This is a genomic window from Pedobacter sp. GR22-6 (genome assembly GCF_037402555.1).
Classification (GTDB): Bacteria; Bacteroidota; Bacteroidia; order Sphingobacteriales; family Sphingobacteriaceae; genus Pedobacter.
Genome location: NZ_JBBEUC010000003.1, coordinates 855,538 through 879,430, shown reverse-complemented (window position 1 = coordinate 879,430; position 23,893 = coordinate 855,538). Strand labels below are relative to the sequence as shown.

Sequence of the window (23,893 nt, the reverse complement as noted above, 5' to 3'; positions counted from 1 at the left end):
TTCTAAAAAGTTAAACCCATGGAGAAAGAAACCGACCTCGCAAAAGGATAGTCTAATCCCCGTTCATTTGCCACATTTGAAATCCGGAAGATTTCGTTCATATAGAGCCGCGCGTTAAGGGCCGATGCACCAAACTTCTTCAGCCAAGTTGGTTGCCCATTGTAGCCAAATGAAATGGATTCTCCGGCAAGGGTGTGCTCATTGACTACAAAACGGGAAGAGATCAGGGTTTGGTCAGTAAGGGAAATGGCTTTAAATTTTGCCAGGTCGCCTGGCTTTTGCCAGCGTTCACTGAGTGCCCTTGCATCCTGATTGAAATGTATGGCTGTGGAGCTGATGTTTTCTACCTTATCAAATAGCGTACGCAGGAAAATCTGACCTCCGGTCCTGTACCTGAGGTTCAGGTTCATAGAGAAGTTTTTATATAGAATCGAAGTTCCGATAATACCCTCCATCTTAGGCTCTTCATCACCCACTTTCACTTCGTCGGCATAATCGTAAATAAAGGTTTGCGTCCCGTCTTTTTTGATGAAGATCTCCCGACCGGTAGCGGGGTCTATTCCTGCAGACGGTACTGCCCATAGGGCTGTAGGCGTACCACCATCGTAGTACCGCCTGGCATTGCTGCCCATATTGGCAGAATTCAGGCCAGATAACGAGTTTCCAATGTTATTGTAAACTGATCTTTGGCGACGCAGATTGGCATTCACGTTCCAGGAGAAGTCATCACGTTTGATTAGTGTTCCATTGACCACAGCTGTCAATCCTTTAGTTTCTTGTTTACCCAGGTTGGAGGGAAGGGTAGCCACGCCAGAGGAACTTGGAATGCTCATATAGACCAGTAAAGGATCGGTGTTTTTATTAAAATATTCAACAGTGATCCGCAGTCTTCTGTCCAGGGCTTCAAAATCAAGTCCCAGGTTTTTATCCAGCGTCTTTTGCCATTTGAGTTCTGGATTTCCGAAAGAGTTGATAATGGCACTCAGACCGAAAGGGTTAGACTGACCATTATTGTACAGGTAGGTCTTAGTGGCGATATATGCGTCGAAATTTTGGTTACCCGGATTTCCTATAGACGACCTGATACGGAGTTGCGACAACCAATCTACATCAAAGAAAGCTTCCTTATTGATATTCCAGGCTAGACCAACTGACCACGTGTTGGTAAATTTATTCTTCGCACCAAATACGGAGGAACCGTCTGCTCTGTAAGTCGCATCCAATAGGTACTTATTGTCATAAGCATAACTGAAATTGAAAAAGGAACTCAATGCACGCCTGATTGATTCGGAATAAACAGGCTTATTTTGCGTAAGGGAATAGCCGTAGGCAAAGGAAGGGACCCTGCGGATGTCGTCTGCGAAGCCTTCGGCAGCATATCCATTTAGCGACAACTCATTGTCGCTTCCCCGGACACCAGCTACTGCATTGATCATGTGCTTTTCCCCAATAAGTTTACCATAAATTAAGCTCAGGTCGGAGTCGTAATCCAACGTTTTCGTCGCACGCTGGTTATAGCTACCCTTCCTGATGTTGTCCAATAAGAAGAATTCTGACATTCCCGGAGACTTGAATACCTGTGCATCCGCAGCACTTTTGGTGATGCTAAACCTCCCCCTTGCACGAAGTTCCGGAAGTACACGCCATTCGATCTCAAAGTTATTACGAAAACCCAGCTTGGAAGTTGCATTTAAATTATTTTGCAGCCGGTCGAAAGTTGGGCTGAACACATATTGATTGGAACTTCCAACAAACAATAAGTAGGTTTCCAATATTTTGTTCAGTTCACCATCTGCATTATATTGCCTGTAATAAGGGTTGGCCCTCGAAAAACTGGAGAAAGGCACAAGCTCTTCATTCGACTTTAGGTAGTCGACGTTCAGGTATTCTGTAAAAAGTAGGTTTTTAACTCTATAGATCAACCTTAAATTACCATTTATAGTTTGTCTGTTGGATCCTTTCATTACACCAGCGGTATTTCCAATGGTAAAGCCAGCACCATAACGCATGGCCTCATCCCCTCCTTCGGCAAAAACGGTATGGCGTTGTGTACCACCCAATCTCAGGGCCTCATCCATCCAGTCTGTATTTACACCACGCCTCATTTCCGCGTAGCGGGAATTGTAGGTTGCGAACCTGGCTTCATCAACAATATTTTGGTTAGCATCCAATGGTCCATAAAGACCTGATAGCTTCTCAAACTGTAATTTCTGTTCGGAGTTCATCAGGTTGTAATCGGTCAGGTCTGCAAAATCAACGGAGAAATTACCGTTATAACTTAATCTCAACTTACCCTTCATTGGTTTTTTAGTTTCAACCACGATGACGCCGTTTGCAGCTTTAGAACCATAAATAGCCGTTGCAGACGCATCCTTCAGGATGGTAATACTCTCCACCCTGTCCATGCTCAAGTCGCTGATCATCTCTAGCGTGGCTTCAAAGCCATCCAATATAAATAGGGGTTGGTTTGGATCAGTTCCAAATTCCTGATTGAGTCCGATCACACTTGTCTTTCCCCTTACCTCAACGTTTGCCAGGCGGTTTGGATTGGATCCCAGGATATTATCCTGTCTGATGACAAAGGATGGATCTAATGTCCTCAAGCTCTGCAGCACATTTACATTACCAACAGTTTTGAGCTCTGCAGCACTGAATGTAGCGGAGGAACCAGTAAAGCTTTCACTTTTACGCTGATAGATACCCGTATTGATGACCACCTCATTCATTTGAGCAGCAGTTTCCTGCAATTCAATATCCTGACCGTTCGCTTCGCGCGCAAGAATGGTCCTGGTGGTGTAACCCACATAGGAAATGACAAGTGAATCTGTCAGCCTGGCATTGATGGAAAAGCGTCCCTCACTTGTCGTTGACACTGCATTTCTGGTACCGGACACCTTTATTCCTGCACCTACAAGAGGAAGTTTACCAGCCCCAAGCACACGGCCGCTGATGGTCACGTACTGTACCAGTTGCCTGATCTGATCGGCAAAAGGCCTGAAGTTCTCTACGATGTAAACGCTGTTGTCTTGAATGCTAAAACTAAAATCTGTACCGGCAACCACAGCATCTAATGCTTCAGCAATCGGTGCATTATTGAAGTTAGCCTGTATGGTCCGGTCAGTCTTAAATTTAGCCGTGGGAACCAGTACATCGTAGCCAGTCTGCCGACGGATTTCCCATAGCACTTTTTCCACGCTAATCCGGTTGCTTTTCAAGGTCATCCGTTGACCGAATGAGGCTGCACTCAACTGCATTATGGAAAGGAAGAGGAGAAAAGTGGTGATTTTCACGATCAATAATAGTTTACTTACAGCACCAGGAGGCCTGTAAAAATTATCAGTAAAATTTTTATACATTTAAAGTTCTGTTGATCGCTATGTGTCAGTTTTGCCGACCTCACATAGCGGGATTTGAAATAATTTGCTAATTTGTTTCAGGACAGTAAGGACTTCGGCTTCGGCCGAAGTTTTTTCATTTCAATTTGTTCAGGTCGTGTTGCTGTAAGTTTTCATGGTTTGGTTGGTTTAGTGATTATTCGTTATTGTTATTTCAATGTCGGTTTACCGGGCTGGAGACATAGACCACGTTTTGATCTACGCTGAATTTTAGTGTTTTGGTTTTAGATAAATGTTCCAGCACATTAGTGATATTTTTGGCCCTGCTAATGGTTCCGAAAAAGGTCTCACGTTTCACGGATTCATCAAGGTAAACCACTTTGATCCCGTACCATCTGGCCAGTTTATTCATGACGGAAACCAACTCTTCGTGATCAAACATAAAAAAGCCATCCTTCCAGGATGCCGCATAGGCAGCATCAACGGCCTTCAAACGGAGCTTTTTATCCTGCAGTTTTGCTTGTTCACCTGGCTTCAGCATAAGGGTCTGGCCATTTGCGCTAACACTTACCGAGCCTTCGAGCAAGGTCGTAGCTGTCAACTGGTCAACGGCATAGCTGCTTACATTAAAATGTGTTCCATATACCTCAACGAGCTGGTCGGCGGTTTGCACCAAAAATGGATGCGCTTTGTCCTTTGCAACCTGAAAATAAGCTTCGCCTTCCAGATAAACGACACGCTGCCCACTGGCATTTATATTGGTTTCGTAAGTTAAACTGGACGCGGCATTTAACCATACCTCGGTCCCATCAGGTAGCCTCAGCGCAAATTGTTCAGCATTAGCGGTAATTAAGGTGTTCTTAACTGATGCCTGATCCGTAACGGTGTAGCTTAGTAAATTTGAATTCGCAGTAGCAACATTTGTACCGTCTACAAATACAGATTTTGTCCCCTTGTCGCCTAGTTTGACCTTACGGCCGTCCGCTAAAATTAAAGTTGCTGCACTTTTTCCCGGCTTGATTTCTTGCTGCGCAAGTCTGGAATCTATGCGATTCTGATCTAACGAGTTAAAGTAAACACCCACACTCAGTATGATCGCTGCAATGGCTACAGCAGCTGCCACTTTAAACCAAAGTTTCTTTACAAGTGGCTGTTCCGGTGCGATGTTCATCCACATTTCAGACCTGACCGCCGCGAGTTCTGTTTCGGACAACTGCAGGTCTTGCTGGAGTTCAAAATGATGAAAATAATAGTCAATTGCTATCAACTCCTTATCGGAACAGGTTCCATTTTTGTATTTCTCCAAAAGCTGGCTTAGGTTATCCATATCTTAATATATACATACAAGACTGGTAACTGAGGACTTACGGTGACAAGCTTCGAAAATTTTTTTTAATTTTTCATAGATACGTTTGTACCTACATCTGGTTTGACAGCAAATGATGTAGTGTCATGGACTATGGCTACCATTAAAACCAGCCCTAACCGCAATCTCAACGTCTTGAGCGCCCTCTTCATCTGCGTATTTACGGTTTCCTCAGAGATTTGGAGCGTATCTGCGATTTCTTTGTAGGTCAGCCCTTCCTTACGGCTAAGTAGAAAAACTTCCCGCATTTTCGGAGGCAATTTCGCGATTTCGCGATCAATCAGGTCGGCAATGTCTTTTTCCCGGATCAGATGGTCTGCACCCTCATAGAATACCCTGACACGAGTCGCTGCGCTACGCAGGTACTCGTCCTCCACTTGCTTGTGCGCGAAAGTAGTTAAGCTAAAATTCCGGATTGCACGATAAAGATAGGCCGCCAATGAAATATCAAAGGAAATGGTTTTGTGCAGGTTCCAGAGCGAAATAAACACATGCTGGACCGCATCCTTCGCATCATCCTTATCATTCAATTTCTTGAAGGCATAAATATACAATAGTGCAGAGTAGCGGTTATAGATTTCGGTATAAGAAGCCCTGTCACCTTGGTTCAACAACGCAACAAGTTCCTCATCTTTATAAGCACTATACAAGTTCATAACCATCCCCATCTTGCATAAATCTATAGAAATTTCCGCAATATACAGAATCGAAAACATCATGGCGACAACCAGGAAGTAGGCATAGCTATCTTTGATCTGCTCTGCACAGGCGATAAGGGTGAAAATGGGACAACGCAGGGCCAAGTTATGGGCTCAACACTGAGCCGAACTACAGCGGGCTAATATGGCTTAAAATGCTGTTTCTAGTTGCGAGGCGAAAGAACAAGGATAGGTTAAGGTTGCGTAAAGGTATGCGACGCCTCAGCTTCAACCCATAGTCAGGCTTGCATCGGCTTTGGCTGATGTTCAAATGTTTCAACCCCGGGGCTGGCATGTGCCGGTTTAGACTCAGACCTTAACGCATCCTTAACACAGCCTGAATCCTTCTAGGAACGCCAAAAGGAAAGGGATACCGAATCCACGATATCCCTTTTCTAACCAAATATAAACCTGAATGAACAGGAAGTACCTTTAAAACACAATATGTAAATGTGTTTTTATCAAAAGTAGATCAATCGTATGGCATCAGCAACCTGTACTGACCTGCTTAGCCAGGGATTTCAGAAAAAAAATGGTGGCTGATTGAGGAAGGTTTTTTTGCTTAATCCCTTGATAACACAATCTTAAACTGATTAAGCAATTGCTTTTCAGCATTTTCTTTTATTTTCATATCAGCGAATAAATCAACCCGATAATTTAACAAGTATGAAAAAACCTATGGTCAGGATCATAATCCTGCTTAGCATCTTAACAGCTACCCAAAGTTGTGAAAAGGAAATTCTTAAGGCTTCCAGTTCGTCAGATCAACAGAAATCTGCGATCGGCAGAAATCCAGCTGCGCAACTAGAAACAGCGGAACTTCCCCCAATCGTCCTTGCGACGTTCAACATTAGAACTGACGTCGCCGCCGATGCACCCAACCACATGTGGTCTGATCGTAAATCAATGGTCACAGACCTCATTCTGACCCATAAGTTTGATGTTTTTGGTGTTCAGGAAGCGAAAAACAATCAAATGACCGATCTCCTGAATTTACTTCCTGCTTTTGGTAAGGTCGGGACCGGTAGAAATGCTGATGGCTCGGGTGAGCATGCAGCCATATTTTACAACAAGGATAAGTTCAGCATTTTGTCCAGCGGAAATTTCTGGCTGTCCCAAACGCCTGCAGTACCGGGAAGCATAGGATGGGATGCCAACTATCCCAGAATCTGCACCTGGGCGAGGATAAAAGACATTGCCTCAGGCAGCTCCTTTTTCTATTTCAATACGCATCTGGACCTGACTTACCAATCACAGACCCAAAGCGTCAACCTCCTACTCGCCAAAATAAACGAAATTGCCGGAACAAATCCCGTTGTACTATCGGCAGACTTTAATTTTGACCAATTCAGTGGCAGGTACAATACCTTAAACAATTCGGGTGTGATAAGGGATGCATACACGCAAAACAATTATCCTTATAATCCAAAAGGCCATACCGGGAATGGATATGATGTCAACAGGGTCTCAGACCAGAGAATTGATCACATATTTGTGTCCAGCCATTTTCAGGTAGACCAATTCGGCATACTTGCCGATACCTACAACGGAAACCTGCCTTCAGATCACTATCCCGTCCGCGTGCTGCTGAATGATGCGGGTAAACCTGATCAGCCTGCTACAGTCAGCATTCCTAACGGTCAGCTCATCAACCTCAAAGGCAATAACAATAAGTTTGTAACTGGCAATAATGGTACTGCCAACATGAGGTGCGACCGCAGCACCGCCGGAAGTTGGGAAAACTTCTCGGTGAGCAGTGCGGGTACAGGAAAGATTTACCTCAAGGCAGGCAACAAGTTTGTGTCATCCGAATTTGGCTATGATCCGATGACCTGCAGCAGAACCACAGCTGGAGGCTGGGAAAGGTTTGACTGGATACCAAATGCTGACGGCACCTTCTCCCTGAGGGCTTCAAACGGGAGATACGTTTCTTCAGAAAACGGCAACTATGACATGACCTGTAAATCGGTTGAGGTCAGAAGCTGGGAGAAATTCACTTACCAGTAATTACCGATGTAAACCTTTAGCTTTTAGATAGGTCAGCAATTCCGCTGGCCTATCTGTCTGCAAAATCACCGGCTTATAGTTGATGAGCCAGCCCCAGCTCTCTCTTGTTTGCTTTTGCTCAACCGCCCGGTCATCATCATGCCCTCCGTTCAAAGAAGGCCAGAGGCTATTGAGCCACAGCAGATGCCTGCCTGCTGATTTTCCAAGGGACTTCAGGCTGGCAAGCGTATCGGTGTCAAAGATTGGCTGGAGCATGGAGCGTGGGTTCGACTGATACGATTCTATGATCTGCAGGCATTCCTTGTGTTTCATATTCACCACTGCCATAATGTAGGCATCGACCGGGATGACCTGTTTCGCCATCAAAGCCTGATAAGGAATATTATCCCCTACATTCACGATCGCCTGATCAAGTGTACTGGTCTCCCGCAATACCTTGAACACGAGCTCAAGATGTTCGTTGCCCTTATCTACATTGATCAGTATCCTGGATTTTGCAGCAAGCATCAATTCCTCCATGGTCGGTATTTGGTGGGGTGTCAGTCGGCCCAGTCCATTTTTGAGCCTGAATTTCCGCAACTCTTCCAAGGTAAAAGCACTTACCAAGCCTTTGCCATTGGTGGTACGGTCTATTGTTTTATCATGCATCACTACGAGCTGACTGTCGCGGGTCATTTGAACATCCATCTCCATCATGTCAAATCCTCTGTCTATGCAATTCTCCAGGGCCTGTATAGAATTTTCCGGTGCATTTCTCCAATCGCCCCTATGAGCCGCAACTAAAATACCTTTGTATTTTTTTCCGAAGACCGCACTCAACTTGTTGGCGAGGCCCTGAGCAAATGCCGGGGCTGTTGTGATCAACAACAAGCCCAGGCATAATAACTTGAAATAACTTTTCATTAATATTTCAGTTGAAAGTTAACAATTAGCGGCACATGCCTATTCGGCGTATAGCCTGCCAGGTAATAGTTTTCTACCTTAAAATGACTATCGGAAGAGTAAAAGATGTAATCACCTATCGTAGTCGGATTGGGGTATGAGAAAGTCGCTAGCGGTGTATCCTTCGTGTACAACACAAAATATTCATTCAGTTTGTTGAAAGTGGCGGTGCCCACGTTAGCGGTCATGTTTCCGGCAAGCACAAATGGCGTGTCGTCTGATTTCAATTTGCTCTGAATTTCCTCCAATTCTTTCAGTCTGTTGTTTTCTTTCGCAGCTTCCAATTGTGTGGACATGACCTTCAACTTTCTGCCAGAGCCCAGATCAAGCACTGCGATGGCAGCGCACCTGGCCTCATCCGCAGGATCTGTAAACAGCTTGAGGTTCTCAGATGAAAGAATCGGAAAACGGCTCAATATCGCATTACCACTGCTACCCTGACCGATAACCCTGGCAGCCGCATAGTAGTATTTCAAACCGGTCATACTGCCTAATGCAGCAGCCTGGTCGATGTCCATCTGGCCTCGTGTCGTGTAGCGGTCTACCTGGCGCATACACACCACATCAGGTTTGTTGCTATTGATGACGTCGGCCACAGCATCTATATCCAACACGCCGGTATTCGTCCCTTTAATGGCGCGGTTGGTGTAGTTGATGTCATAAGACATGACCCGTATTTCAGTGGCATTCCCCGTCGGAGTACCGGTTTCCGGGGCTTTAGTCACAGATTCGTAGGTGTGGCTTTCTTCAATTTGATAAATCTTTTTACATCCCAGGGAGATGCTCAAAAATGCCACCAGGGCGGAGAATATGGTTTTTCTTAACATGGTTGTCTGTTTAATTAGTTCATACTTAGTTTTACCCGAACAGGGTAGTGATCGGAAGGAATCTTACCGTTATATTGATCGGTCAGGATATCATACTGCGTTACCTCAAACTGTGGTGTTACGAAAATATGGTCTATCCTGGACCTGGTAACGCGGTTAATGTCAAACAAATTTAAAGTTCCATTTGGTGCATTGGGATTTTCTGCCTTCGTGTAGCAATCCCTCAATATGGCAGAGGTGTTCAAGGTCCTGTAGTTGTCGCCATTTTGGTCAAAGTTGAAATCGCCGCTCAGTAAAGCAGGATTGTTTCCAGCTATCTTCGGAATCATCGCCAGCAGCAAAGCAGTGCTTTGGCGCTGGGATTCTGCACCCAAATGGTCGATATGCGTATTGAACACGTAAAATTCGGCACCTGTGGAGATCTGCCTGAACCTTCCCCAGGTACAAATCCTGTTGAGCGAAGCATCCCATCCCGGACCAGGATTCTCTGGTCTTGGGGAAAGCCAGAAATCACCTGTTGCAAGCGCCTCAAACAGGGAAGAATTATAAAAAATCTCTACATGCTCACCAGTAAGCCCGTTATCCCTACCTGCACCGAAATGCTTGAATTCAGATAGGCGGCTGGCCAAATCTGCCACTTGGCTGTCTTTTCCCTCCTGAATACCGAAAATTTCGAACTGATGTTTACGGACCATATCTGTGATCAGCTCTCTTCTAGCTGTCCAGGGGTTATCTACATTGTCTGCAGGAGTGTCCGTCCTGATGTTATAAGTTGCATATACGAAGGGCTGTATCCTTTGCTTTTCCTTCCTTTCATATATTTTTTTACAACCGATGCCCGTACTCAGCACCAGCAGTACAATTGTGCTCTTGATCAAGTTGCTTTTCATCGCTATATTTAGTTTGTTAATGGAAGCCATCCCGGATTTTGTTTTACTTTGTCACCACTCAACACGATCTGATCCAAGGGAATGGGATAGAAATACCTCCGTTCGTCAAATACCTTCGGCACATTACTCAGCCACAATAAATTGCCCCTGGTCCCCTCTGTTAATTGCGAAGATCCCCCATTTATGATGTAATAAGCGACCCCTGCTACAGGACTGGCCGGCCTGGCCGTAACAAACGATACATCAGCCTTTCCGTCTGCGTTGAGGTCTATGAGTGTATTCATTGCCGGGACATACATGCCCATGAACGGTTTTTCCAATAAATAGCCAGCTTTCCAGCGGATCAGGTCATCGTATCTAAAACCTTCTGCAACCAGTTCAATGGCCCGCTCCTTGCGGATTTCAATCAGGTTCAGGTCAGTCAGCCCCGGAAAGAATTCCGTACGATAGTAGTTGTCTATGGTCGTGGGCATTGAAGCATTGCTGATACCGGCCCGCTGACGCAACAGACGGATGCTTTTATCCCATTCGGCAGCAGTAAATACACCCAGCTCCGCTTTTGCTTCCGCATAGTTGAGCAGTACTTCCGCATAACGGATCACCGGCAAAGAATTGTAGTTTTCGGCCTTGCCGTCCAGACCGGAATTATCCAGGGTAAACTTTATAGGCTGGTAGCCGGTAAAGGTGTAACCAAAGTCGGGTGCCGCCTTCGCTCCGTTGCTCCTGGCGTAATTGCCCATCCTGATCGTTTGTTCCAGCCTGCGGTCCCGGTTCTGGGTTTCCTGCATGAAAGTCATGGTAGCATAGCCAGTTTGTTCCGTGAATCTGGATCCGTTGAGCATCGAATAGGAATTGATAAAGCTTTTGGTCAGGCTCCAGCGTGATCCATAGGTAGCGCTGGTATACCACCAGTTGGCGGAATGCCATCTCCTGAGGCTATTGTTGTATACGACAGCCAGCATTACCTCATCCGTTACTGGGTCTTCACTGATGAACAGGTTACGGTAATCTGATTGGGGATTATTGGTATTATAGATCTTGTACATATTGGTACCCATGATCTTTTCAGCTGCATCTGCTGCTTCCCTGAACCATTCGCCAGCCGTGGAAGCCAGCTCAAGTTGCGTATGATATTTACGCATGCTGCCTTCAAACAGACAGATCCGGGATTTCAGTGCCAATGCAACGTTCCTGGTGATCCTCGATGAGCTGGCATTCTTCGCAGCGCGGATGTTGTTGCTGGCGAAGTTGAGGTCGGACAATACTGAATCCATCACCAAAGTACGCGGATCCCGAGCCTTGTACAGATCGGGGTCGGCATCGCTCAGGGTTTTGTTGTACCAGGGTACATCGCCAAACTTCTTTACCATATTGTAGTAAAACCATGCCCTGAAAAACCTGGCCAAGCCGGCATAATGGTTTCTGGCCTCGGCTGGGATGGAGGAATTGGTGTTGTTTTCCAGAAAGTAGTTGATCGTCCTCAGGTTACCCCAGTCCCAGCCGCTGGCCTGATTGGCATCGAAACCGTTTTGAAGGAAGGTGCTGACATTGTTCACCGCGCCATAATCTGATAGGTTGTCGCTGCTGAAGTTGTCTTTAAAAATCTGATCAGCCTGTGGCAATATCTGTGTGGCACTGTAGAAGGTGTTCGTGTAGAGTTCCAGGCCCTTTTCGCTGTTGAAAACCGTCTCAGGGGTCATTTGGTCTACCGGCTCCAGGTCCAGTATTTTCTTACAGCCCCAGAATGAGGGCAGTAGTAATATAAGCATCAATATCTTTTTCATTGTGATTGTCTTATGCTGATTATAAACTGATGTCTAGTCCGAATGTGAAAGTCCTGAGCATAGGGTAACGGTAACCGTTTCCATTTCCGGAATTGATTTCCGGGTCGGCACCTTCTATCACTTCAGGATCGAAATTTTTGGTGATCTTGTACATCGGTGAATAGGTCCAGAGGTTTTGGCCGTTCACATATATCTTTGCGCTGGAAATCCCTGTCTTTTCCAGCCATGGCTTTGGAAGGTTGTAACCTATCGTCAGGTTCTTCAAGCGCACATAACTGGCATCCTGCAGGTAACGGGTCTGTGTAACGCGCAGTGTACCGGTGCCATTTTGAGCCAGATAGCCCCTGTATCTCGGGAAATAAGCATCGGGATTTTCCGGCGTCCAATAGTTGCCCAAAATGTGCTCTGGCAGGAAACCATATGGCCGGTTATACTGACCCCAGAAATATCCTGCTTCTGTGCCGGGCCACCAGTCGCGCTTCCCAACCCCCTGTACAAAGGCGTCCAAAGAAAAATTATTCCAGTTAAGGCCCAGGTTTACCCCGTAGGTATACCGCAATTGGCTATTACCGATAATTGAGCGGTCACCCGGATCGGTCAGCGTATTCTTACCGTCATTTATTACCCCATCTCCATTCAGGTCGGCAAACTTGATATCCCCGGGAAGGTAATTGTTGCCGGAAGAAGTCCGTATATATTTCTGATCCGCATGGTTACGTACATCTTCCACATTTTGAAACAAACCCTCCGTGGTATATCCCCAGATCTCACCTAACCTCATGCCAGGGTAATAGGTACTGCCCAGGTTTAGAGTTGGGTTATTGAACTTGGTGATGTAGGCATCCTGATCTGCAAGTACTAAACGGATGTTGTAAGCCAGAGGTTTTGCCATTTCTATCTTATCGGCCCAGCCCAGTGTTAGTTCCCAGCCTTTAGTTTCCAGGTCTGCATTGTTACCTTTGGGTACCGTAGCGCCGAAAGTCCTGGGCAGCGGCTGAAGGGCGGTAAACATATCCGTGGTTTTCCTGCTGTACCAATCAAATACAAAGCTTATGCGGTTTCGGAATAAGTTGAGGTCAAGTCCAAAATCTAAGGTGGTAGAGGTTTCCCAGGTCAGTTTATTTGGCAATACCTCCGGCTTATTGATCTGTGAAGGAAATACGCCGTCCAGCAGCATGCCCGATCTTGTTGCTGCCAGAGTGGTAATGAACAGGTAGTCGTCAATATCCCCATTTGGCAAACTTCCATAAGATGCCCTGACCTTCAAGTTATCCAGCCAGTTTTTCGATCCCGAGAGGAAAGATTCTTCAGAGATTCGCCAGCCTGCAGATGCCGAAGGGAAAAAGCCGAAGCGCTGATCTTTTGGAAAACGAGATGAACCATCATACCTTCCATTGAATTCGAAGAGGTACTTGCTGTCATAAATATAGTTGAGCCGGTAGAACGCCCCCATAATTCCCCAGTCATTTCCACCGCCTGTAGCGGTATAATTCAAGCCATCCATCAAACTGAAGTCCGGCAGCTCCGGATTCAACAATCCGTCCCGTTGAAAGCGGTTGTTCCGAGCCCTTGAATATTCCAGGTTGTAGCCCAGCATACCTTTAAAATAGTGCTTGCCCCATTCCATTTTGTAATCGCCAAAAATATTGTTGGCATAATACTGTTCGGTTCGGAGATCCTGGCGGAGGTAATTGTTTCCAGCCGTCTCGATCACTCCCGGCGAATTGCTATAACTTACCGGGTATACCTGGTTCTGCACTTGTCTATTGCGTTGCATGAAAGTAAAATCTGCATTGATGTTGATCTTATTGTCCAGCAAGTTTGCCTTCAGGCTAGTAGTGTTCCTTAGCATGTTTTCGTTTTCCGAGCGGTTACTGTTGCCTGTTTTAAAATCGCCCAGCGTAAAGGCTGCATGCTGTGTCAGTGTTCCATCCGGATTGTTCATCATGGCTACGGGAAAGCCCTGATCGGCTATGTTCCGCAAGATGTGATTCTGATAGATTGAGTTCAGGGGTTCACGGTAATCAAAGGCCGAATAGTCAAGGTTATTGAACAATTTCAGCCAGCTGTTTAGTTTGATGTCGCCTTTAGCCCGGAAGTTGTATTTATTGAAATCGTCAGGATTATAGCGATAAATGCCATTTTGCTTGTAGTAGCGCCCGGAAATGAAATAGCTCATTTTCTCATTTCCATTGGAAATGCTGATATTCTGTTCAAAGCCTGGTGTGACATTTTTGTACAACTCTTTTAACCAGTCGGTATTTCCGTAATACACATACCTGCCATTGCTGGGGTTGATACCTATATCCGGCAGCCCCAGGCCGGGATTTTCGGCCCGGTAGCGGAGCGAATCCAGGTAACTCAGTGAGAAGGGGAAGGCATTATTGATGCCTGTAGGCGTAGAGGTATAATCGTTATATGCCTGGAAAGATTCATTAAACATTTTAGTCCAGGTATAACCATCCCATACCATTTTGGGTTCTACGGTTTGCTGATTGAGCGCGTAACTGCTATTGAAACGAATCTGAAGCTTTTCATTCTTTGCCGATTTGGTAGTGATCAACACTACGCCATAAGCACCCCGTGCACCATACACTGCTGCCGAGGCGGCATCTTTCAGCACCGTGATATTCTCAATGTCGTTTGGGTTCAGTAAGCCGGGATCCCCCGCGACACCGTCGATCAGGACCAGGGCGCTGCCTCCGGAAAGGGATGTGGTGCCCCGCACATTATAGGTGGCTCCCCTGGTTGGCTTGCCATCTGTCATCCGGATATTTAAATTCGGAATCACACCTTGGAGTCCCCTGGTCACATTGGGCAGCGGACGGTTTTCAAAAACCTCGGCTCCTACCTGGTCAATCGCCCCCGTCAGGTTCAGCTTTTTCTGACTTCCGTACCCCACCACCACCAGTTGTTCCAACTGCTGCAGATCGGGTTGCAGCCGCAGCTCCAAATTCCGGCGTCCTGCGACAGCTTCTTCCAGGCTCAGGTACCCGACGAAGGAGATTTGCAGTACCGCATTTTCAACTACATTCTCCAGGCGGAACCGGCCTTCGGTATCCGTAGCCACGGTAACATTACTTCCCTTAATCTTCACACTGGCACCTGCCAGGGGAAGACCTTTTTCATCCAAAACCCTGCCGGCAACTGTAATGTTTTGTACAACAGTAATCGGCCTCGGCCCTGGCCGGGGACTAATGGTATTGATAACAATAGTTTCATCCTTAATGATGTAACCTAATTGCTGAGGATAGAGCAAGGTTTCCAAAGCCTGCTCAAGTTCGACATCCTGGAAATTGACATCAACAGTATGTGTTTTCTCCAATTGCCGGGATTTCCAGACCACATTGTAGCCCGTTTGTTTTTTGATCTCCCTGAAGATTTCTTTCAGGCTGCTGTTCTGCTTTTGCAGGTTCAGCTTTTGTCCGTACGTGCTCGCACTTACCTGCATGATCAGAGATAAAAGCAAAATGGTTGTTATTTTCATAACCAATAGCATTTTGTTCGGTCGCCATAAACATAGCAGACCTAAGTTAAAAGTATAAATTTTCATAACTTTGAACCAAGTTTGGGTTAATACATGATTTATTCTGCAATAATAGAATCCATTAGGATTCGGGTTGACTCAAACGATTGGCGTGTCCCGACGGCGAATCGGGGCACGTTTGTTTTTTTAACCCATTGAGTTGGACTAGGTGTATCTGTGTTTCATCTTCGCTAAGTTTAAATTTATAAAAGGAATATCTGGTTATAGTTACGTTTAGCCTGCTCTAGTTGGAGACGATCACTCGTCTCTTATCGATTTTAAAATGTATGCCGCCAGTTAGTTCCAGCTTCTCAAGAACCTTGGAAACCTGCTCAAATCTGGATACTGAACCCCCGAAGCGTTCTTCCGGACTAATACCCTGATAGACAATTTCTACGTCGTACCAGCGCGCGATCTTTTTCATAATGCTACCCAGAGGTTCATCACTAAAGATGAATTCTCCGTTCTTCCAGGCAATAGATTCGGCTGCATTTACTCTACTGACCAGCATTTCATCTTTATTCAGATTGGCTTGCTGATCGGGTTTCAACAAGACCTTTTTCCGGGAATAGCGGTCCATTACACGCACAGAGCCCTCCAGAAGCGTAGTCTGTATCAAGTCATCATCAGGGTAATTGCTCACGTTGAAATGGGTGCCTAGTACCGTAATCTCCTGCCGACTGGTGTTGAGCCTAAAGGGTCTTTTATGATCCTTTGCGACTTCAAAATAGCCTTCTCCAGATAGTTCAACTTTACGCTCATTACTGGCAAAATGAACAGGATATTTCAGCACGGATGCTGCGTTAAGCCATATTTTGGTTCCATCGGGCAGCACCAGCCGATATTGTCCGCCCTTTGGGGTTTCGATGGTGTTAAAGCCAGATTCCCCGGATGATGCAGCTCCTTCGGAGATGTGGTAAATAATTTCCCCGTCCGAACTCTGGTCTATGCTAATTCCACTCTCATTGGCCAACCTCCCCTTCGTGCCGCCAGATAAGCTGATCTTTTTGCCGTTAGCCAGTGTCAGGTAAGCCTTATTACTGCCTGGGACGATGAGACTATTTGATTGGCCGGCAGTTGGTGCAGCATCGGGACCACCCTGGTTAAGAAAAAAGAAAAGAGCTGAAATCATCAATATCATTGCAGCGGCTGAAGTCCAGATCCAGACCCCAGAGCGCTTCTGCTTTCTCGGTGCTGGATTCAGATTGACCCAGATCTGGTCGAGGTTGAGCGCTATTTCTTCATCAGAAAGCCCTACACTACCTTTTTCTGCACGTCGATTGTACCAGGACTCCAGTAAAGCGAGCTCCTCCGGGCTGATGTGTCCATCCTCATATTTTTTCAGCAGTGCTGCAATTTCGTGTCTATTCATCTCACCTATTTTAGGCAATAAGGCCCAATTTATTCTCGTTTATGTGTATGACGAATGAAAAGTAGTTTGGTATAAGAAAAAAGTTTTTTTTATATCAGGGGAATTATGGCCAGCAATAAAGAGATCTTCGGCTTCAGGATTTTGATGGCATTATTGATCTGCTTTTTGACGGTATGGTCGGACACATTCAATTGAACTGCAATCTCCCGATGAGAAAGTTCTTCGTTTCTGCTCAATCTGAAAATTGTTCTCATTTTAGGAGGAAGGGCCTCTACTTCTTTTTCAATCAGGTTTTTCAGTTCATTCAGCCGCACCTGCTGCTCGGTAACAGGTACTGCGCTTTGGATGTACTCCTGAATGGAATCGATGTAGTCTGATTGGAATTTGTTGCGGGCGATGTGATCCAATAGCCTGTTCCTGATCGCTGCGTAGAGGTAAGAGGAGAGTTTGAGCTCTATGTTCAGCTTATCCCGGTCACGCCAAAGGGAAAGGAAAAGATCCTGTATCGTATCATTTACCTGTTCCTGATTGTTGAGGATCCGGATTGCGTGACGGTAAAGTAAAGTTTTATAACGATCATAGATTACAGCATAGGCCAGATGGTCACCGGTTTTCAGCAGTGCAAGCAATTTCTCATCATCAAAGTCTCTCAGTTTATCTTTCATTGTCTGAAGTAACTATGGCTTAAACCTTACTGCAATTTATAAAAAAATTGCAAGGATTATCCATGTTCTAAAACTGACCAAATTTATACAGTTCAGGTTAACTGGATATTAAATATTTGTAACAAGTTACCGCTTTACCAGATTTCGCGAGAACTGCTTAATGGGAAACCATATCACATCTGTTGTTAAGCTGCCGCTATTGGAAAGTTGAGCTGATTGCCTGCAGATAGGCATCGTTATTAGATTTCTTAAAGATAATATCCCTGCATTGATTGAATTGAACAAACGCTTTCAATGCCCGGGCAAATTTTTCAATCCTGACCTCATCAAGCTCTAGGTCTTCAAAATGGATATTGTGCAGCAGCAGCACTTTTTGCTTGCGGTCAGCCTTGGCGTCCATCCTCGCGATAAAGGTATCACCAGCGAGTACAGGCAGCGAAAAATAACCATACTTACGCTTGGCCGCAGGCACGAAACACTCAATCTGGTAATCAAAATCGAAGAAATCTTTCAGGCGATGACGGAATACATTCAGAATGTCAAATGGGGACAGGATAAAGACTTCGTCTGACAATTCAATATTTTGCTCCTGATCAGGAAGCATATATAGCGTAGTCTTCACATCTTCTACACGAAGTGACAGGACTTCGCCACTTTTGCTCATTTTCTCCAATTCCGCTTTGACCAGGTTTCCTTTTACATGACGCGCCCGCCAGGCCATTTCCTTTACCGATGCTATCCCCAGGGCACCCAGTGTACGGCGAATAACAAAACGGGCATATTCCTCTGCCGTCGGCACACTAAGGTCTGTGTCTTGCGGTACGAGGTTCAGCGGCAGGTCATAACGCTTCTGGAAAGCTTTCGTACGGCTGATCATTAACTTTCCATTCAGGTACAACCTTTCGAGAGCCACCTTGGCTGGCCGCCAGTCCCACCAGCCGGAGCTGGCCTCCAGGCGGTCGTTTTCAAAATCGCCTACCATGACCGCGCCTTCGCGCTCCACCTGGTCCATGATCTTTTTCATCAGGTTGAGCGCTGCGGTGCTCAAGGGCTTTGCCTGCATTTCAAAAGCTTTTTTGACGGGTAAGGAAAAGCGGAAATCGGACATGGGCAGATAGCCTGCATCTGAAGTAATGTATTCAAAGATACGCCCTTCCTCAGAGAGCTCGGCCAGCCATTCGGTCTGATAGTCCGGGATGCGCGCGGCCATCACATGGTGGTGTGCACGCTCTACCACGTAGTTTGTGTCCAGTTGCACATAGCCCAGGTGCTCGATCAGCCGGTAAACAGCCTCGATGCCCGTACCAAACTGTGCTTCCCGGGCCAGTCCGGCTGCATGAAGGATGATTTTCCGTGCTTGCGATTTGCTAAAGACAATAGGTTCCATTGGCTTAAAATAAATAATCCCGGCTATATCAACAAAAAAGGATATCCACACCTGGATATCCTTGCATATTTACTGATGAATATTTGACTACCTAAAGGGCAGGTACCAATTGTTGGGATCCATCAACTTAGCCCGAACAGCCGAGGCATTCGGGTTACCCGATTTTAATAACTTCTGGTAAACTTTATCTGCTAAGAACGCCGGATCATTTCTTCTTCTGGCAATACGCATCAGGTCTGACCAGCGTGTGCCTTCAAAAGCAAGTTCCAATGCACCCTCTTCTATCAGCTTATCTTCCAGGCCGTTTACATTTGTCTGTAATGCTTCAGGTAAGGCAACCACATTAGCCCTGGTTCGGATTCCAATGTTACGGTACCAGATTCCCCTGGCTACATCACTGTTGTCCCTGGCATCAAATAGGTAAGGCTCTGGATAAGGTGTCCTTTGTGTATTCAGCTCATCGATATTTGCCGGACTGATGTTTGCCGGGGTTTTGATTCCATAAAGGTAAGTTCCTTCATAAAAGGTGATGCGAATTCCCACGTTAAGCAATGCCCAGGCAAGCTTACTTTTACCGTCCCGGTTGGCAGCCTCGGAAAATTTCAGGTGAACACCTGCCGCACGCAATATGTTCCAGTTGCCCGCCTTATTCAGCGGGGTTAGCGCTACAGCATTATCCGTAAATTTAGTGATGACAGATTTCCCGTTTTCATTTGTAAAGGACAGTCTTCCGCGGGCATCGTAAGGAATTCCATTCCGTTGTGTCTGTGAATTCCAGTTATCTATGGCTGCCTGGGATGCTTTGAGCTGATATTTTCCATAAGTTGCAGAAAAGACCTCGATAAAAGGATTTCCAGGTTTTAACTGGGCGCTGTACGGCAAAGACCAGACCCATTCCGAGTTCCAGCTCCTATTGGTATTGGGAAGGGCAAACATCGATCTCCAACCAGTCGTTACGCTGTTCATCAGGGAGCCTTCATCCTGAGATTTCGTATAGTATACAGAAGTCTCCGCAGAAGGGGATGAGTTGTAGCCCAAACGGTAGTAGTTGAACATAAAATCGATATTGGGATTATTGTCTTCTGAAGTAAGGATCTTTTTATAAGCGCTTGCCGCTTTCAGGTACTCGCCTTTCCACAGGTACAAATCGCCCATAAGTGCAGGCTTGTTCACAAAAATCTTATTGGTAGAGCTACCATCGATGGTGACCACCAGGGAACTGCCTGCGGGATAGGCATAGCTCTGCTGATAAGGCAGTTTTTCAGTAAAATTGATCAATGAGTCCAGCAAGGCATCAAAAGAGGTCTTTGGATAACTATTGATATTTTTCACATCTTCTACGTTATCTAATGGCATAGTGATATAGGGCACACTGCCAAAATGTATCCCTAGCTGCAGGTACAACCAACTCCTCAACGCGCCGATGTCGGAATATCTTTTCTGGTACTCATCCACGCTCATGCGGCTTTCTTTTACCATGATATTGAAGTTCTTCAGGGCATCGTTGCAATTGAGAATCAATTCATAAAAGGGCTTAGGACTTGCATATGGATTGTCTTCAGTCACCGCATGGTTAGAGAGTTCTACCATGTAGGGGTCAGAATTGGGAGTGATGTCCATCAAATCTGCACGAAGCTCGTTCATAAAAATATACTGCTTGCTCAGGCCAAGGAATTTCCCATAAATCCCGATCACGGCTGCGTCTGCATCTGCGCGGTCACGATAGGCCTGGCTTTCGTCAAGCTTATCTTCAGGAAGCACTTCCAACATCTTTTTACAGGAAGCAAGGCTAAAAAGCAAAGCTGCGACCACCATTACACTAAAATATCTTTTCATCTGTCTATTATTGTTATTGAATACTAAACCATTACTACAAACCTACCCTCAGGGTAAACTGGAATGACCTGAACTGAGGCTCCAGCGTATTGTCTACACCCTGACTGAACGGGCTGCCTGAAATGCCAAACTCAGGATCATATCCTTTGTATTTACTGAGCGTAAACAGGTTATTGGCAGTTCCGTAAACCTTGGCAGATTTAAAGAAAGCAGACTTCAGGGGAATGTTATAACCCAAAGTCAGCGTCCTCAGTCTTGCATAGGAACCATCTTCTATCCAGCGGTCAGAAAAACGGGCATTCCCCAATGGATCTCCATAAGCAGCACGGGGAGTTTCAGTCAGCTGCCCTTCGCCACGCCAGCGATTGAGCAAGGCCTGGCTTTGATTGTAATAACCATTAGCCGACTCCAACTGTGCCCTTGTGTAATTGTAAACATCATTGCCCAGGGAGAAGCTCATTAATGCCGACAAAGACCAGTTTCTATAACTAAAAGTATTGCTGAACCCACCGTAAATATCCGGATTGGGATCGCCAATCACAACGCGGTCATTATCGCCAATGACACCCGCCGCATCCTGGTCGGTATTGATGAATCTGGCATCACCTGCGCCAAAAGCAACCAGTACATTGCTTTTATTTAAAGTGCGGTACCCCGCGGCTGTTGCATCGGCAGCAGTGCTATACACACCGTTAAAACGATGTCCATAGAAAAGATTTGGCGCTGATCCTACTGCACTGATGTATGTAGCGCCGGCATAACTGCTGATAATCCGCTGTGGAAGTGTGGTGATTTTACTTCTATAGCTGCCAATATTTAATCCGGCATCCCATTTCAGCCCTTTGTTGAGGATCCTGCCATTCAGGCCAAAATCCAGTCCCTGGGTTTTCATGCCGCCATCATTGGATACATAGCTGCCAATACCCACAATCGTGTTGGCCGGTTGGTAGGTCAGCATTTTATTGGTTTTATTGATGAAGAAATCCAGGCTGAGACTGAGCCGTTCGTTAAAGAATGCAGCATCCAGACCAGTATTGAACTTACTGACCTGCTCCCATTGAATCTGTGGATTGGCAATATTTCCACGTACATTTCCCTGCATACCCAATAAATTTTGTGACAGGTATATTTTTCTTGCGGTGTAATTGCCAATATCGTCATTGCCTGTGAGGCCGTAACTCAAACGGAACTTCAGCAGGTTGATGTCTTTCATTCCACTCATGAAATCTTCCGAGCTGATGATCCATGCAGCGGCCACCGCAGGCAATACAGCGAAGGTATACCCATTGATCCGGAGTCCTGCATCAGCCTGAGGACCGAAACGTGAAGAACCATCCAGGGAAAACCCAGCGGTCAGCAAATACTTGTCTGCAAAACTATAGTCGGCTGTAGCATAGGTGTTGAAGGAATTCCATTTGCCGATGCCTCCGCCAAAGATTCTGGTGGTCAGGTCACTGTTGCCAATACTCACCAATTCATCCGTTGCGGAGTTGAAACCCAGTGCATAATCAGATTCACTGTCGTTACTGGTATACCTTAGACCTGCTTTCGCCAGTACCTTATGGTGCTTATTGAAGGTCTGCTGATAAGATAGGTTGAGGTCATTGTACAGGCTGAAATAACGAATCACCTGAGTACCCAGTCTGCTGTTGGCTATGGTATTCGAAAGCGTATCACTGGCTACTCCCCTGTTTGGCATGAATAGGCTTTCCTGTGTTTTGTCATAAGAGATACCGGTGAGGTTGCTCAATTTAAAACGTGCATTGAATTTATAATCAAAATTTACAGATCCGAAGAAGCGATAGGCCTTTTTCAGGTTATTTCCCTTTTCAATCAATGCCCTTGGATTGCTCACGCCAAAAATATCCGCATCGGCCAGATTTGGAGAAACATCTCCGCTGCTGTTTACATCATTAAGCGCCAGAAAGGGTGCTTTGACCAGGGAAAGAAAAATAGGGTTACTGATCGCAGAGATGCCTTGATCTTTCAGCTGCTGTTCACCGAAACCAATGGAAAGATGGGTATTTCCTGTCAGTTTTTTCGTCAGGTTCAGGTCACTGTTGAATCGTGCGGTATAACGTGTGCTGCCCGTCTGGTCGATAATGCCTTTATCTTTGCTATAGCTGATCGACAGGCCGTATTTTGCGATGTTATCTCCTCCCAATATCCTCAGGAAATAGCTTTGATCGTAACTCTGTCTGAAGACCTGGTCCTGCCAGTTGGTTTCGTTGTGGTATTTATAATATTCTGTATTGGATTCAGCCCTGGAATCATTCATATAAGGCAGGGCGGAGATGGCTGTTCTATCCAGTCCCTGACTCACCAGTACATCAGAAAGGTATGTACGGTATCCCGCAGCATTCAGGATCGGAAGCTGCTTCGGTGTCAGGTTGATGCCGCTGGAAATGGAGAAGTCGATTTTTGTAGCAAGTTCTCTGGCATGATGGGTCTTGATAAAAATGACACCATTTGAAGCCCTGGAACCAAATACGACTGCTCCTGCTGCATCTTTAACGACATTAACGCTTTCAATGTCGCGCGGATCCAAAAATTGCAGGGGATTATTTGAATGGCCTGTAGTGAGCGAAGTGCCGAAGGATTCCGAGTTGTAGATCATACCATCGACAACATACAGGGGCTGGCTGTTGGCATACAGTGAATTGAATCCCCTGATGAATACATTGGCCCCTATTCCGGGGGTAGAAGACTTACGTATCACATTTACTCCTGGTATGTTACCTTGAAGATAGGTATCCGCTGTTTCGGAGTTTAAAGACCATGCGCCATGAGGATTCAGTACATAAGCTGCACTTGTACTCTGTGCCAGGGTAGATTTATCGCCATTTGGCAGCGTGAGCTGCCGGTAAATCGAGGGATAGGTCAATGGATACAGGCTGACACGAAGGTCCTTGCCTTTGAAAACAGGAACCAACTTGCTGTGATAACCGTCCAGACTGATGAGTAATGCAGATCTGTAATCCGGGACTACAATTTCAAAGCTTCCGTTTTCATTAGTGATTTTTGCTGAAAAGTCCGTTACAGTTACATTCACTCCCGGAAGTGCATTCCCGGTATTCCCGTCTATGATCAAGCCTTTAACCTTAACACCCTTCAGGGATTTCATTTTGATTTTTACGGTCGTGGTATCTGTACTATATTGGCTGGTATCTCGTTCCTGGGCCTGAGCAGCAGTGAGGCCCGCTGCCAGCAGAGACAAGAGTACTATTCCTTTTTTTATATGGATAAAATTATGCATGG

The 23,893-nt window shown here is 45.8% G+C and carries 14 protein-coding genes; 1 reads left to right on the top strand and 13 read right to left on the bottom strand.

Annotated elements, in window-relative coordinates; genetic code table 11:
• Positions 1-2 precede the first annotated feature (2 nt).
• The 3 genes from WAE59_RS17680 to WAE59_RS17670 form a co-directional block, all read right to left on the bottom strand.
• Positions 3-3,356, bottom strand: a complete 3,354-nt coding sequence (locus WAE59_RS17680) for a SusC/RagA family TonB-linked outer membrane protein (RefSeq protein WP_337857292.1) — start codon at positions 3,354-3,356, stop codon at positions 3-5.
• A 193-nt stretch (positions 3,357-3,549) separates the two neighbouring features.
• Positions 3,550-4,662 carry a FecR family protein gene (locus tag WAE59_RS17675; protein WP_337857291.1) on the bottom strand — a complete coding sequence of 371 codons (1,113 nt, stop codon included), beginning with the start codon at positions 4,660-4,662 and terminating at the stop codon, positions 3,550-3,552.
• Between the two features lie 65 nt (positions 4,663-4,727).
• Positions 4,728-5,504: an RNA polymerase sigma factor gene (locus WAE59_RS17670; RefSeq protein WP_337857290.1), complete on the bottom strand. Its 777-nt coding sequence runs from the start codon at positions 5,502-5,504 to the stop codon at positions 4,728-4,730.
• Between the two features lie 561 nt (positions 5,505-6,065).
• Between WAE59_RS17670 and WAE59_RS17665 the strand changes: the two genes are divergently transcribed.
• Positions 6,066-7,406: an endonuclease/exonuclease/phosphatase family protein gene (locus WAE59_RS17665; protein ID WP_337857289.1), complete on the top strand. Its 1,341-nt coding sequence runs from the start codon at positions 6,066-6,068 to the stop codon at positions 7,404-7,406.
• Here the strand turns inward: WAE59_RS17665 and WAE59_RS17660 are convergent, their stop codons facing one another.
• The 10 genes from WAE59_RS17660 to WAE59_RS17615 all read right to left on the bottom strand — a co-directional run bounded on the left by WAE59_RS17660 (position 7,407) and on the right by WAE59_RS17615 (position 23,891).
• Positions 7,407-8,309, bottom strand: coding sequence for a glycerophosphodiester phosphodiesterase family protein (locus WAE59_RS17660; protein ID WP_337857288.1), 903 nt, complete (start codon positions 8,307-8,309; stop codon positions 7,407-7,409).
• The gene (locus tag WAE59_RS17655; RefSeq protein WP_337857287.1) at positions 8,309-9,175 is read right to left on the bottom strand and encodes an endonuclease/exonuclease/phosphatase family protein; all 867 of its coding nucleotides are present in this window, start codon (positions 9,173-9,175) and stop codon (positions 8,309-8,311) included. Before WAE59_RS17655 ends, WAE59_RS17660 begins: the two co-directional genes overlap by 1 nt.
• Positions 9,176-9,189: 14 nt before the next feature.
• Positions 9,190-10,065 carry an endonuclease/exonuclease/phosphatase family protein gene (locus WAE59_RS17650; protein WP_337857286.1) on the bottom strand — a complete coding sequence of 292 codons (876 nt, stop codon included), beginning with the start codon at positions 10,063-10,065 and terminating at the stop codon, positions 9,190-9,192.
• Between the two features lie 8 nt (positions 10,066-10,073).
• On the bottom strand, positions 10,074-11,849 hold the full coding sequence (locus WAE59_RS17645; RefSeq protein WP_337857285.1) for a RagB/SusD family nutrient uptake outer membrane protein: 1,776 nt from the start codon (positions 11,847-11,849) through the stop codon (positions 10,074-10,076).
• 19 nt (positions 11,850-11,868) lie between these two features.
• Positions 11,869-15,336 (bottom strand): TonB-dependent receptor, encoded by a 3,468-nt coding sequence (locus WAE59_RS17640; protein ID WP_337857284.1) that lies wholly within the window; start codon positions 15,334-15,336, stop codon positions 11,869-11,871.
• A 283-nt stretch (positions 15,337-15,619) separates the two neighbouring features.
• Positions 15,620-16,747: a FecR family protein gene (locus WAE59_RS17635; protein ID WP_337857283.1), complete on the bottom strand. Its 1,128-nt coding sequence runs from the start codon at positions 16,745-16,747 to the stop codon at positions 15,620-15,622.
• 89 nt (positions 16,748-16,836) lie between these two features.
• Positions 16,837-17,412, bottom strand: a complete 576-nt coding sequence (locus WAE59_RS17630; protein WP_337857282.1) for an RNA polymerase sigma factor — start codon at positions 17,410-17,412, stop codon at positions 16,837-16,839.
• A 196-nt stretch (positions 17,413-17,608) separates the two neighbouring features.
• Complete coding sequence (locus WAE59_RS17625; protein ID WP_337857281.1) at positions 17,609-18,799, bottom strand: winged helix-turn-helix domain-containing protein; 1,191 nt, start codon at positions 18,797-18,799, stop codon at positions 17,609-17,611.
• A gap of 87 nt (positions 18,800-18,886) precedes the next feature.
• Entirely contained in the window at positions 18,887-20,635 is a 1,749-nt protein-coding gene (locus tag WAE59_RS17620; protein WP_337857280.1) for a RagB/SusD family nutrient uptake outer membrane protein, read from the bottom strand.
• Positions 20,636-20,669: 34 nt separating this feature from the next.
• Positions 20,670-23,891, bottom strand: a complete 3,222-nt coding sequence (locus WAE59_RS17615) for a SusC/RagA family TonB-linked outer membrane protein (RefSeq protein WP_337857279.1) — start codon at positions 23,889-23,891, stop codon at positions 20,670-20,672.
• Positions 23,892-23,893 lie beyond the last annotated feature (2 nt).

Bases quoted from the DNA above. Each gene is read 5' to 3' on its own strand.
- WAE59_RS17680 (WP_337857292.1), bottom strand. From the start codon at position 3,356: ATGTATAAAAATTTTACTGATAATTTTTACAGGCCTCCTGGTGCTGTA.
- WAE59_RS17675 (WP_337857291.1), bottom strand. From the start codon at position 4,662: ATGGATAACCTAAGCCAGCTTTTGGAGAAATACAAAAATGGAACCTGT.
- WAE59_RS17665 (WP_337857289.1), top strand. From the start codon at position 6,066: ATGAAAAAACCTATGGTCAGGATCATAATCCTGCTTAGCATCTTAACA.
- WAE59_RS17660 (WP_337857288.1), bottom strand. From the start codon at position 8,309: ATGAAAAGTTATTTCAAGTTATTATGCCTGGGCTTGTTGTTGATCACA.
- WAE59_RS17655 (WP_337857287.1), bottom strand. From the start codon at position 9,175: ATGTTAAGAAAAACCATATTCTCCGCCCTGGTGGCATTTTTGAGCATC.
- WAE59_RS17650 (WP_337857286.1), bottom strand. From the start codon at position 10,065: ATGAAAAGCAACTTGATCAAGAGCACAATTGTACTGCTGGTGCTGAGT.
- WAE59_RS17645 (WP_337857285.1), bottom strand. From the start codon at position 11,849: ATGAAAAAGATATTGATGCTTATATTACTACTGCCCTCATTCTGGGGC.
- WAE59_RS17640 (WP_337857284.1), bottom strand. From the start codon at position 15,336: ATGAAAATAACAACCATTTTGCTTTTATCTCTGATCATGCAGGTAAGT.
- WAE59_RS17635 (WP_337857283.1), bottom strand. From the start codon at position 16,747: ATGAATAGACACGAAATTGCAGCACTGCTGAAAAAATATGAGGATGGA.
- WAE59_RS17630 (WP_337857282.1), bottom strand. From the start codon at position 17,412: ATGAAAGATAAACTGAGAGACTTTGATGATGAGAAATTGCTTGCACTG.
- WAE59_RS17625 (WP_337857281.1), bottom strand. From the start codon at position 18,799: ATGGAACCTATTGTCTTTAGCAAATCGCAAGCACGGAAAATCATCCTT.
- WAE59_RS17620 (WP_337857280.1), bottom strand. From the start codon at position 20,635: ATGAAAAGATATTTTAGTGTAATGGTGGTCGCAGCTTTGCTTTTTAGC.
- WAE59_RS17615 (WP_337857279.1), bottom strand. From the start codon at position 23,891: ATGCATAATTTTATCCATATAAAAAAAGGAATAGTACTCTTGTCTCTG.